At 68.9% G+C, this 12,403-nt stretch carries 10 protein-coding genes; 2 read left to right on the forward strand and 8 right to left on the reverse strand.

Features of this window, described 5'->3' with window-relative positions; translation table 11 throughout:
• Window positions 1-175: 175 nt before the first annotated feature.
• The 8 genes from A5702_RS07005 to glf all read right to left on the reverse strand — a co-directional run bounded on the left by A5702_RS07005 (window position 176) and on the right by glf (window position 10,306).
• Window positions 176-1,186 carry a cutinase family protein gene (locus A5702_RS07005; RefSeq protein ID WP_055403907.1) on the reverse strand — a complete coding sequence of 337 codons (1,011 nt, stop codon included), beginning with the start codon at window positions 1,184-1,186 and terminating at the stop codon, window positions 176-178.
• Between the two features lie 188 nt (window positions 1,187-1,374).
• On the reverse strand, window positions 1,375-2,277 hold the full coding sequence (locus A5702_RS07010) for an esterase family protein (RefSeq protein WP_055403915.1): 903 nt from the start codon (window positions 2,275-2,277) through the stop codon (window positions 1,375-1,377).
• Between the two features lie 158 nt (window positions 2,278-2,435).
• The gene (locus A5702_RS07015) at window positions 2,436-3,485 is read right to left on the reverse strand and encodes an esterase family protein (RefSeq protein ID WP_055403908.1); all 1,050 of its coding nucleotides are present in this window, start codon (window positions 3,483-3,485) and stop codon (window positions 2,436-2,438) included.
• A gap of 330 nt (window positions 3,486-3,815) precedes the next feature.
• Entirely contained in the window at window positions 3,816-5,786 is a 1,971-nt protein-coding gene (aftB, locus tag A5702_RS07020; RefSeq protein ID WP_304440331.1) for a terminal beta-(1->2)-arabinofuranosyltransferase, read from the reverse strand.
• Window positions 5,773-6,690, reverse strand: coding sequence for a decaprenyl-phosphate phosphoribosyltransferase (locus A5702_RS07025; RefSeq protein ID WP_067823793.1), 918 nt, complete (start codon window positions 6,688-6,690; stop codon window positions 5,773-5,775). The genes aftB and A5702_RS07025 overlap by 14 nt, the downstream gene beginning before the upstream one ends.
• On the reverse strand, window positions 6,683-7,222 hold the full coding sequence (locus A5702_RS07030) for a phosphatase PAP2 family protein (RefSeq protein ID WP_068219417.1): 540 nt from the start codon (window positions 7,220-7,222) through the stop codon (window positions 6,683-6,685). The genes A5702_RS07025 and A5702_RS07030 overlap by 8 nt, the downstream gene beginning before the upstream one ends.
• Window positions 7,215-9,110 carry a glycosyltransferase gene (locus A5702_RS07035; protein WP_068219418.1) on the reverse strand — a complete coding sequence of 632 codons (1,896 nt, stop codon included), beginning with the start codon at window positions 9,108-9,110 and terminating at the stop codon, window positions 7,215-7,217. Before A5702_RS07035 ends, A5702_RS07030 begins: the two co-directional genes overlap by 8 nt.
• On the reverse strand, window positions 9,107-10,306 hold the full coding sequence (gene glf / locus A5702_RS07040) for a UDP-galactopyranose mutase (RefSeq protein ID WP_055403913.1): 1,200 nt from the start codon (window positions 10,304-10,306) through the stop codon (window positions 9,107-9,109). The genes A5702_RS07035 and glf overlap by 4 nt, the downstream gene beginning before the upstream one ends.
• A 267-nt stretch (window positions 10,307-10,573) precedes the next feature.
• Between glf and A5702_RS07045 the strand changes: the two genes are divergently transcribed.
• The gene (locus A5702_RS07045) at window positions 10,574-11,698 is read left to right on the forward strand and encodes a PirG (RefSeq protein ID WP_231965009.1); all 1,125 of its coding nucleotides are present in this window, start codon (window positions 10,574-10,576) and stop codon (window positions 11,696-11,698) included.
• 63 nt (window positions 11,699-11,761) lie between these two features.
• Window positions 11,762-12,193 carry a hypothetical protein gene (locus tag A5702_RS26655; RefSeq protein WP_068219419.1) on the forward strand — a complete coding sequence of 144 codons (432 nt, stop codon included), beginning with the start codon at window positions 11,762-11,764 and terminating at the stop codon, window positions 12,191-12,193.
• Window positions 12,194-12,403 lie beyond the last annotated feature (210 nt).

The following is a 12,403-nucleotide window of genomic DNA, read 5'->3' on the forward strand; positions in this document are numbered from 1 at the left end:
GGGCGCCGGCCTCCTGCTCATCCCAGGCCGGCTTCAACCAGGACCGGGTCCGCGACAAAGTCTCTAGCTCTTAAATTCCTCTTAATGTTAAGGGGCGGCCCGCAGCACACCAAATCACAAGGTACCGCTGATCTGCACCGGCAACGGGCTCCAAACCGCTGTGTCCCGCGGCCGGTCATCCATGTTTGGGGTGCGGCGCGTTGGTGATCAGTCCTTGCACCCAGTTCAACGTCCAATCCGTCGCGGGCTGCCCGTCCAGGTTCCAGAACTGGGTCGTCGCGTACAACGCGTGAATGGGCTGGCCGGCCCCGCCGGCCAGGGTGTTGAGCGTGTTGGGCAGGTTGGCCACGCTGAACGCCTCGTCGGGGGCGGCGCAGATCAGGTCGCCCGGCGCGCAGATCTCGTTGGTCTTGTCGTTGAGCGCGCCGAATCCGCCCGGCCGCGCCCCGGTCATGGTCAGGCCCAGCCCGGACAGCACCGGCACCTCGTGCAGGGTGACCTCGGCGCCCTGCCCTGGCGGGTTGGGCCCGATGTCCTTGCCCACGTCGGGCTGGCGGCGGCCGTCCGCGATCAACGTCACACCCAGAACCAGGTCATCATCGACCGGCCCGCGGCCGTTGCCGATATCGCTGGCGATGTCACCGGCGATCACCGCGCCCTGGGAGAAGCCCATCAGCACGTAGCTCGTCAGCGGGCACTTGGCGTTCATGTCCGTCATCGCCTGGACCGTCGCGCGGGTGCCCTCGGCGCGGCTTTCGTTGTACGACATCTGGGTGTCACCGCTGAGCGGGTTGTGGAACTGCGCGGTGTAGGGGGTGGTGTACACCTGCACCCGCGACGCGGGGAACTGCTGGGTGATCGACGCGGTCACCTTGTGCAGCAACGCGTTGGGGAACTGCATCGGGTTGAGCGGATCGTCCTGCGGGGCCGATTCCCAGGTGCCGGGGACGTTGACCAACTGGACGTCCGGGCAGGACGCGTCCTGCGAGGCGGGCCGCGGCTTGTGCGGATGGGTGGTCGTGGACGGCGACGGCAGCACGCCGGGCGGCACCGCGCTGGGCGGCGATTCGCGGCCACGCAGCATGACGACCACGAGCACGATCACCAACAACACGACGCCCGCCATCGCCAGGGCGGCGGTCCAGGCGAGGGCTCGGTGGCGCTTGCGCCGGGCGTCGGTAGCCATGTTCTCCTGCTAACAGAGTCGGTGGATCGCAGCGAAATGGTCCTCCGACCCCCGCCGCACCCCCTACACGGTACCGGCTCGCAGGAGCGGGTCAGCCGGGCAACGACCCGCTACCGAATGGCGCCGACCCGCGGCGCCCGGTCCCCCGCAAGCGGGCGGTGCCGCCACCGCCGCGCTTGCGATCGCCGCTACCGAATGGCGCCGACGATGTCCCCCGACATCGCGCCCAACTGCCCCGACCACGAGCCCCAGCCGTTGTCGCCGCCGCCGGGGAAGTCGAAGTGACCGTTGTGCCCGCCGTTGCTGCGGTACTGCTGGTAGAACTCGCGGGAGCTGCCCATGGCCGCGCCGGCCTGGCCGATCATCGCGGCGTCGTCGCCGCCCATGTTGGTCGGGCTGTAGACCCACACGCGGGTGTTGTTCTGCGCCAGCAGCGAGGCGTGGACGTAGGGGTCGTGCCACTTCCACCGGCCCAGCTGGGGTGCGCCCCACATGCCGTTGCCGTCGACGCCGCCGAACTGCTGCAGCCCGGCCAGGATGGCGCCGTTGTAGTTGGTGCTCGACGGGTACAGGAAGCCCGACAGCGAGCCGGCAAAACCGAAGCGGTCGGGGTGGAACGCGGCGAGCGCCATCGCGCCGTAGCCGCCCTGCGAGGCGCCGACGGCGGCGTGGCCACCGGGTGCCAGGCCCTTGTTGGCGGCCAGCCAGTTCGGCAGCTCGCTGGACAGGAACGTGTCCCACTGCTTGCTGCCGTCCTGCTCCCAGTTGGTGTACATGCTCCAGGCCCCGCCCGCGGGCGCCACCACCGAGATTCCCTTGCCGCCCAGCGTGTTCATCGCGTTGCCCGCGGTGACCCAGTTGCTGACGTCCGGGGCCGCGTTGAAGGCGTCCAGCAGATAGACCGCGTGCGGTCCGCCCGCCAGGAAGGCCACCGGGATGTCGCGGCCCATCGCCGCCGACGGCACCATCAGGCTCTCGTACCCCGCCGCCCTGGCCTTGCCGGCCGGTCCGCCCGTCACGACGACACCGATCAAGGCGACCGCCAGCGCGGCCACGCAGACCGCCCGAAGAAGCGCCGACATACCCCGCACGACCCTCATGTCCACCCTCCATCGTCTAGTCGCTGTCTGCACATTAGCCAGCGCCGTAGTTCCCCCGCCCGCGGGGTAGTGAAACAAATCACACACCAAAACCACTGACGGCGGAAACCCCGAGGGGTTCCCGCCGCCAGTCGCGTGATTTTTAGGGCTTAGGTGCCCTGGCCGTTGGTGCCGTTTCCGGCGGCCGCAGCGGCCGTGGCCGGCCCGGCGCCCGGGGTGGCACCCAGCGCCGACTGCAGGTCAGGCTTCATCGCCTGCAGCTGCGCGCCCCAGTAGGGCCAGTCGTGGGTGCCGTTGGCGTCGAAGTTCCACACCGCGTTGTTGCCACCGGCGGCCTTGTACGCGTCCTGGAACTTCAGGTTGGAGGTCCGCACGAAGCCCTCGAGGAACTTGGCGGGCAGGTTGTCGCCACCGAGGTCGGACGGCTTGCCGTTACCGCAGTACACCCAGATCCGGGTGTTGTTGGCGACGAGCTTGCTGACCTGCAGCGACGGGTCGTTGCGCGCCCAGGCCGGGTCGCTCGACGGGCCCCACATGTCGTCCTTCTTGTAGCCACCGGCGTCACCCATGGCGAGGCCGATCAGCGACGGGCCCATGCCCTGCGACGGGTCCAGCAGCGCCGACAGCGAGCCGGCGTAAACGAACTGGTTCGGGTGGTACGCGGCGAGGATCAGCGCCGACGACCCGGCCATCGACAGACCGACGGCGGCGTTGTTGGTCGACTTGACCTGCTTCTGCGCGGACAGGTAAGCCGGCAGCTCGCTGGTCAGGAATGTCTCCCACTTGTAGGTGGTGCAGCCGGCCTTACCGCAGGCGGGCTTGTACCAGTCGGAGTAGAAGCTGGACTGACCACCGACGGGCATGACGACCGAAATGCCGGACTGGTTGTACCACTCGAACGCCGGGGTGTTGATGTCCCAGCCGTTGAAGTCGTCCTGCGCGCGCATTCCGTCGAGCAGGTACAGCGCGGGCGAGTTGGCGCCACCGCTTTGGAACTGCACCTTGATGTCGCGGCCCATCGCCGCGGAAGGAACCTGCAGGTATTCCACCGGCAGACCGGGGCGCGAGAAGGCACCAGCGGTCGCCGAGCCCCCCACGGCGCCAATCAGGCCCGAGAGCAGCGCCGCGCCTGCGGCCGCCACCACGAGCCGCCGCGGCATGCCGGCCACGGCGCCGCGAAACCTGTCGACAAGCGTCATCCTTGCTTCCTCATCCTTCTTCGGCGCGCCCGTCATCCGGGACGCGTCATGTGTGGGTCGTACTGCATACGATCTCCGCGCAGCAGTGCCCGTGTAGTCAACCACACCTTGAACCGTCGAGTCGCATCGAGGCGGGCCCGCAGAGCGCAATTCGGCCCCCGCCACCCGGCGTGTTCAAGGCGAAACCACGACGGCGTAAACGGCGTTTCCGCATGTGCTTGCGCACTATGGCCAGCAGGTTGAGCCCGAAATGTGATGTTGCTGGGAATTTTTCATTCGGCACGGTTCGTAACGATTTTGAGATCGGCCGAAAATTCTTCTGCGCGGGCCTTACTCGCGTGGTGGAGGTGGCGCCTCGGCGGGCACCGGCAGCCCGCATCTGGCGAGCTCGTAGCGCGGCACGCGGTCGATCCGGTACGTGGTGAATTCATAGGAATGCAGCAGGTTGGACAGGAACCGGTGCGGCGTCATGGGTGCGCGCACCGAACTCAGCACGGCCTGCGTCTCGGGGCATTTCAGGGCCGCTACCGCCTCCGCGACCCATTGCTCGTCCAGATAACCCGGAACACCGGGATGCACCTTCACCCACGGGCCGTCGGCGATCACCCAATCGGGGAAGAGGTTCTTGTCGTGCCCGATGCGGCCGTGCTGCAGCCGTTCCGTGTGCTGCGCAAGCGGATTCGCCAACCCGATCTGGTCGATCACCCGGACGTCGAGGCCGACGTTCATGCCCACCATGCCGAGGTTGGTGAAAAACACTGCGTGCTGGGGCTTTTGGGGGGCGCTACCCGGTGGCGGCTGGGCCATCGGCACCAGGTCCCACTGGATGTAATTGCCCGACGGCAGCAGTAAGGCCCCCTCCGGGGTGTTGTCCAGCGCGGTCAGGATGGCCGCCATCCGCGGATAGCCCAGGTAGTCGGCCGCCGTCAGCGGATGCGCGTGGCCGGTGGCCTGGGCGTAGAAGCGCCGCTCGTCGACGATTCCGGAGTAGGTGACGTGGGTGGCGTCGTCGCCCATCCCCGGCGAGTTCGCCGCCCACAGCGACCAGCCGGCCAGACCCAGCCACAGCGCGCTCGCCGCCCCGGCCACCCAGTACCCCGTCTCCCGCGAGTAGTCCTGGCCGTCCGGAATGGCCACCGGGATGACGGCGACCGGGGCCAGCAAACAGAACAGCGGTGCCAGCAGTACCCGTCCGTGCATGAAGTCGCCGCCTTGGCGGATCCAGTAGAGCGCCTGGATCAGACCACTCACCAGGACGAAGGCCACCACCGCTGGGGGGCTCTGGACGGCCCGGGCCAGCCGCCCGTAGTCGGGGGCCAACGCGGGACGCAGGAACGAGGGCCGGCGGCGCGCGGCCAGCAGCAGCACGCCGAGCGGCACCAGGAGCACCACCGGCACCCATACCGCGTAGGGCGCGTCGAAGTTGGCCAGGTAGATCATGCCCTGCGACCACTTGTCGCCGGCCGCATCCTTGGCCAGGGCGGTCCCGGGGACCAGCAGGCCGTAGTAACCCATCCGGAAGATCTCGTAACCGACGGGCAGCAATCCGCCGGCGACCACGATCAGCGCTCGACGGCGCCAGCCGCGCGCGGCGACCAGCATCATGATCAGCGCCAGCCCACCCATCAGCGCCAGATCGGGCCGGACCAGGACGCTGAATCCGGCGACGAACGCCAGCGCGCCGACGAAGATCGGGCGATCGGGGCGGTTGCGCACCGGCTGCGCCCAGCAGACCATCATCCACCACAGCAAACCGAGATAGGCCAGCACCAGCCCGCTCTCCAGACCGGAGGTGGCGAAGTCACGAGCCGGCGGCAGCGCGACGTAGACCAGCGCGCCGGCCGGCAGCATCAGGGCCCTGCGGCCGCGCAGGCTGGGCGCGTACAACCGCGCGGCCCCCAGCATCAGCAGCGCCGCGCCCAGGACCGAAAGCGTCAAAGCCAGCGCCAGCGCCACGTATTCCATCCGCATCGGACCGCCCACCCAGGCCCCGGCGTACATCAGGTAGGTCCAGGCGGTCGACGTGTTGGCCTCCACCCGCTCGCCCTGGTTGAACACCGGCCCGTTGCCGGCGAGCAGGTTGCGCACGGTGCGCAACACGATGAGCCCGTCGTCGGCGATCCAGCGGCGTTGCCAAGCGCCCCAACCGAACAGGACGACGACCACCACCACGCTGACCCACAGGCTGACCCGCACCATCGGGGTGTAGGGGAACACCGGCCAACCCAACCGCCTGATGACCGGCCGGCTGCGCATCATCCGCGCTTTGAGGGCCTGCAGTTCGGGGCTAGCCGAAGGCAACGGCGGCTCCAACTGTCGCGATCCACGTCACCGCCAGCAGCTGCAACACCCGATCCCGCAACGCGATGTCCTCGGGCTCGCCGGCCAGCCCGCCATCCACGTCGACCGCGTAGCGCAGGATCGCGATGGTGAACGGCACCATGGAGACCACGAACCAGCCCGCCGCGCCGTGTTCCCGGTCGAAGGCCCACAGCCCGTAGCAGACCACCAGCGCCGTGGCCGACAGGGTCCAGACGAACCGCAGGTAGGTGCTCGTGTAGTTCTCCAGGGCCTTGCGGATCTTGGCCCCGGTGCGCTCGGCCAGTTGCAGCTCGGCGTACCGCTTGCCGGCCACCATGAACAGCGACCCGAACGCCATCACCAACAGGAACCACTGGGTGAGGCGGATGTCGGTGGCCGCGCCGCCGGCGATGGCCCGCAGCAGATACGCCGAGGACACGATGCAAATGTCCATCACCGCTTGGTGTTTCAGGCCGTAGCAGTAACCCAGTTGCATCGCGAGGTAGACGGCCATCACCAGCGCCAGGTTGGGGGTGATCCACCAGCCGATCGCCAGCGAGGCGACGCCGAGCACCACCGCCAGGGCGTAGGCCAGCCACTCCGGCACCACCCCCGCGGCGATCGGGCGGAACCTCTTGGTCGGGTGCTCGCGGTCGGCTTCGACGTCGCGCACGTCGTTGATCAGGTAGATCGACGACGCCGCCAGGCAGAACGCGACGAACGCGCCCAAGGCCGGGTAGGCCTTGTCCAGCACGTCGTGCAAGTGGTAGCGCACCGGCCCGCCCAGCGCGGCCAGCGGCGCGGCCAGGACCAGCACGTTCTTCACCCACTGCCGCGGGCGGATCGCCTTGACGACCCCGAGCACCACGTTGCCCGACGGCCCGGTCACCACGTCCTCACTCATTCGCCCACACCTTCCCCGCCCGGCCCTGCAGCCGAACCGCGATTCGCGCGACGGTCGCGCCCAGGGCGATGCCGCACGCCACGTCGCTGGGATAGTGCACGCCCAGTAGCATCCGCGACAACGCCATCGGGGGAACCAGCAGGGCCGGCAGCGGCAGACCGGTGATCCGTCCCATCAGGATGGCCGCGGCGGTGGTCGAGGTGGCGTGCGCCGACGGGAAACTGAGCTGGCTGGGCGTGCCGACGTTGACCACGACGGCCGGATCGTGCGGCCGCTTGCGCCGCACCACCCGCTTGACCACCACGGCGGCGGCGTGCGCGGCGAACGCGCCGGCCCCGGCCACCAGCCAATCCCAGCGCCGCTTCGGCATCAGCAGGGCGCCGACCGCCGCCACGGCCAGCCACCCGATGCTGTGCTCGCCGAAGTGGGACAGGCCGCGCGCCACGGTCAGCACGCCGGGGCGGTCGGCGAGCGCGGATTGCACCGCCACCAGGGCCGCCACCTCACCGCGCGGGGGGACCGATTCAGGCATGCTCTCGCTCGGCGTGCGCGGGCAGCAGCGCCGTCTCCCACTTCTGCTTGCTGGACAGCACCGGCAACGCGTCCCGATAGACCTTGCGCATCTCGTCGAACCGGCTCGCCAGCCGGCGCTGCCGGCGCAGCGAGGCGAACAGCAGCTGGAACATCTTGCGCCGATCGCGTTGCCGGTAGACCACCCCGCACCCGTCGGCCGTCGTCACGGTGACGCCATCGACCGTGCACAGCCGGAACCAGCGGGCGTCCTGGGTGGGCACGTTGTACTGCGGACGCCGGTGGGCTTCGGGGTCGGCCTTGGTCGCGTTGTGCGCGATGCCGCGGGCCAGCCGGTAACCGATCGACACCGGGTTCACCGGCGGCTTCATCGCCTTGGTCTTGTTCGACGGCGTCGGCAGCTCGCTGGCCGCCGGCAGCACGACCGCGTCCGGGTATTCCTTGCGCAGCCGGTGCACCTCGGGCAGCGCGGATTCCAGGATCGAGAAGATGTGCTCGGGGCCGGCCAGGAAGTCGTCGATGGCCCGGTTCTGGATCGCCACGGTCGAATATTCAAGGCAGGCAAGGTGTTTCAGCGTGGCCTTGAGATGGCTGCGGACCAGTCCGGTGATGTCACCGTCCCAATGCATGGCGGCGACCACCAGCCGGTTGCGCAGATGGAAATACGCCTGCCAGTCGATGGCGTCATCCTTGTCGCTCCAGGCCATGTGCCAGATCGCCGCGCCGGGCAGCGTGACGGTCGGATACCCGTGCTCACCGGCGCGCAGACCGTATTCGGCGTCGTCCCATTTGATGAACAGCGGCAGCGGTTGGCCCAGTTCCTCGGCGACCTGCCGCGGGATCATGCACGTCCACCAGCCGTTGAAGTCGACGTCGATCCGTCGGTGCAGCAGTGCGCTGCGAGAGCTCTTGTCGTTCAACGGAAATTCCGCGAAATCGTGGTCGTACTCGGCGTGCGGCGCGGCGGTCCACATGAAGTTGGACTGGTTGACCACCTCGCCCATGATGTGCAGGTGCGACGGCTCCTGCAGGTTGAGCATCTGGCCGCCGATCAGCATCGGCCTCTTGGCGAAGCGGTGCAACGCCAGCACCCGCAGGATCGAGTCGGGCTCGATGCGGATGTCGTCGTCCATGAACAGAATCTGTTGGCAGTCCGTGTTTTTCAGCGCCTCGTACATCACGCGGCTGTAGCCGCCCGAACCGCCGAGGTTGGGCTGATTGTGGATGGACAGCCGGTTACCCAGGCCCGCGGCCGCCGCCGCGAAGTCCGGGTGATCGCGCACCTTGCGGACACCCTGGTCCGGGACGATCACCGCACCGATCACCTCGTCCACCAACGGATCCGCGGTGAGGTCGGCCAGGGCGTTGACGCAGTCGGCCGGCCGGTTGAACGTGGGGATCCCCACCGCGATGTTGGCCGTGCCGGGAGCGGGCTCGGTCGCATACCAGCCGCCGCTGACCAAGTTGACCGCGGTGTCGGTGGTGATGTCGAACCAGATCCAGCCGCCGTCCTCGAACGGTTTGAGCGGCACCTCGATCTCGACGATCGCCGGCTGCTCGTCGGTGCCGACGAACTGGCGGCCCTCCACCGAGATTCGCACCCCGGTGGCCTTGGTCCGGTACACGTCGACGCGGCCGGTTCCGGTCAGCTCGACCCGCAACACCACCGACGCGCAGATCGACCAGCGGCGCCAGTAGCTGGCCGGGAACGCGTTGAAGTAGGTGGCGAACGACACCTCGGACTCTTTGCCGATCTCCAGCGACGTGCGGCTGGTCGCGTGCGCGCGCCGGGCGTTGGTGGTCGACTCCTCCAGGTACAGCTTGCGCACGTCGAGGGGCTCCCCCGGCCGCGGCAGGATGATCCTGGAAAGCAGGCTTACAGCGGTCATCCCCCCGCGCCTTCCTCCACTAGGGCTTTGCCGTCGCGCAGGTGCGGCGCGATGGTGTTGTCGTACATGTTCAGTGCGCTGGCGATCGCCATGTGCATGTCCAGGTATTGATAGGTGCCCAGCCGGCCGCCGAAAAGCACTTTCGACGAAGCGGTTTCGGCCTTCGCACGCGCCCGGTACGCGGCCAGCAGGGCCCGGTCGGCTTCGGTGTTGATCGGATAGTAGGGCTCGTCGTCGTCCTCGGCGAACCGGGAAAACTCGCGCATGATCACCGTCTTGTCGGTCGGGTAATCGCGCTCGGGGTGGAAGTGGCGGAACTCGTGGATGCGGGTGTAGGGGACGTCGAGATCGTTGTAGTTCATCACCGACGTGCCCTGGAAGTCGCCGCGATCGGTCAGCACCTCGACCTCGAAATCCAGTGTGCGCCAGCCCAACCGGCCTTCGGCGTAATCGAAGTAGCGGTCCAGCGGGCCGGTGTAGACGACCGGCGCGTCGGGACTGTCGGCGCGCAACTGGTCGCGGACGTCGAACCAGTCGGTGTCCAGCCTGACCTCGATGCGGTCGTCTGCGGCCATGTTCTGCAGCCACGCCGTGTAGCCGTCGACCGGGAGGCCCTCGTAGGTGTCGCTGAAGTACCGGTTGTCGAAGGTGTAGCGCACCGGCAGCCGGGTGATGTTGGCGGCCGGCAGTTCCTTGGGATCGGTCTGCCATTGCTTGGCGGTGTAGCCCTTGACGAACGCCTCGTACAACGGTCGCCCGATGAGCGAGATCGCCTTCTCCTCGAGGTTCTGCGCGTCCTCGGTCTTGATCTCACCGGCCTGCTCGGCGATCAGCCGGCGGGCTTCGTCCGGGGTGAAGTACTTGCCGAAGAACTGTGACACCAGGCCCAGCCCCATCGGGAACTGATAGGCCTGCCCGTTGTGCATCGCGAACACCCGGTGCCGGTAGTCGGTGAAGTCGGTGAACTGCCGCACGTAGTCCCAGACCCTCTTATTAGAGGTGTGGAACAGGTGCGCGCCGTACTTGTGGACCTCGATGCCCGTCTGCGGCTCGGCTTCGGAATAGGCGTTGCCGCCGATGTGGGGGCGGCGTTCCACGACGAGCACGCGCTTCCCGAGTTGGGTAGCCACGCGCTCGGCAATGGTCAGGCCGAAGAATCCGGAGCCGACGACGAGGAGGTCGAAACGAGCGGTCATCGGTTGCTTAGGGTATCCGACCGCGTGGGCCTAACCCATTTGGCGAGGCCACGGAGTCCGCGATCGGCCGATTGACGAGGAGCGCGGGCGCCTCAGCCCGGCGATCACGGTCGGGGTCGCAATTACCTCACGATTCAATATCACCACTCTAGTCACAACAATCTCACTCGTACCATCGATTCTGTGTGGATCTCGCCGGGTGGAACCGGCGGGCCACACCGACACAACACAGTTGACGATTGAGTTGTCCAGATTGAGGAGACTTCCGTGCCGAACCGACGCCGACGCAAGCTTTCGACAGCCATGAGCGCGGTCGCCGCCCTGGCAGTGGCGAGTCCTTGCGCGTATTTCCTTGTCTACGAATCGACGACCGGCAGCAAGCCGCCCGAGCACCACGACTTCAAGCAGGCGGCCGTGATGAGCGACCTGCCGGGCGAGCTGATGGGCGCGCTGTCGCAGGGGCTGTCGCAGTTCGGCATCAACCTGCCCCCGGTGCCCGCGCTGGGCGGGGGTGCGACCAGCACCCCGGGCTTGACCAGCCCCGGCCTGGGCACTCCGGGCCTCGGGACGCCCGGGCTCACCAGCCCGGGCCTGACCAGCCCCGGCTTGACCAGTCCCGGCTTGACCAGTCCCGGTTTGACCAGCCCCGCGTTGACCAGCCCGAGCCTGACCAGCCCCGGCGCTGCCAGCCCCGGCTTGACGACCCCGGGCCTGGCGCCCACGACGCCGGGGCTCACCGCCCCCGGCGCGTTGCCGACCACCCCGGGTGCCGGAGTGGCGACCCCGGGCGCGGGGCTCAACCCGGCGCTTTCCAACCCCGGGCTGACCAGCCCGGCCGGCGTCGCGCCCGGACTGGGCAGTCCGACGGCCGCCGGTGAGGTGCCGATCACGGCCCCGGCCGCGTTGGACCCGGGCGCCGACGGGACCTACCCGATCCTCGGTGACCCGTCGTCCTTCGGCAACGCCTCGCCGATCGGCGGCGGCACGGGCCTCGGCACCGGTGGCGGCGGGAGCTCGAGCGGCGGCAGCGGCGGTCTGGTAAACGACGTCATGCAGGCCGCCAACCAGTTGGGCGCCGGTCAGGCCATCGACCTGCTCAAGGGCTTGGTGATGCCGGCGATCACGCAGGGACTGCACGGCGGCGCGGGCGCGCTGCCGGGCGCCGCCGGTGCGCTGCCGGGTGCGGCGGGTGCTCTGCCGGGCGCGGCCGCCGGTGCGTTGCCTGCCGCTGCGGGCGCCGCGGGCGCACTGCCCGGCGCGGCGGGCGCCTGCCCTGGCATCAGGACGCCGGACGGTGGGGTCCACTGCGTCTCGGTGGGCGCTTGCGGCGGCGAGATGAGGATCGCGGAGATGTTCTGCCCGAACGGCTGCTCGCGGGACGCCGGCTTGTAGCCGAGGGCGGCCTCGCTGGGCGGCGCGGGCGGCGCTTGGGTCAGCGGCGCATCGATCGGACGGGTGACCGCGATCTCGACGGTCGTGGTGGTGCCGACGAACACCGGGTCGGTGCCGCGCGGCCCCTCCAGGGACCCGGCGGCCGTCGCCCCGTCGGGCGCCGCGGTTTCGTACTCGGTCTGGTACCACGGCCCCCAGGAACCGTCGGCGCGCCTCGCCCGCACCCGCGTCGACGTGCCGGCCAGGTCGCCGGTGAGCGCGACGAGGGAGAACGGGGTGTCCTGGCTGATCTGGCGAACCGTCACGCCCCCGCCCAGGCCGACCAGCGGCTGTTCGGCCAGTTGGGTGCCGCGGGCCGGCGGCGATCCGGCGGTGCCGCGGTCGCGCGTCGTGTCCGCCACCCAGGACACGATGACGACGGTCGCCACGATGGCGGTGAGCAACGTCGTCGGCCCACGGCTAGGAGACACCAGCCGATGTTACTTGTGTTTCTAATGTTATTGATGAGACGACACGAGCTGGGCGTCCGGAATGTGGACAAAATTCGACGGCACCGCAGAAAGATCTGCGGTGCCGTCTGGTTGGAGGGTTCCCCGAAGGTCTAGACGGGAGGCAGGACCGGCGCCGCACCCGCGGCGGCCGGCAACGCCCCGGCAGCGCCCGCGGCGGCCGGCAGCGACGAACTGGCCGACACGTACGACTACG

Origin of the sequence: Mycobacterium sp. E3339 (assembly GCF_001666915.1) — a bacterium.
Lineage (GTDB): Bacteria > Actinomycetota > Actinomycetes > Mycobacteriales > Mycobacteriaceae > Mycobacterium.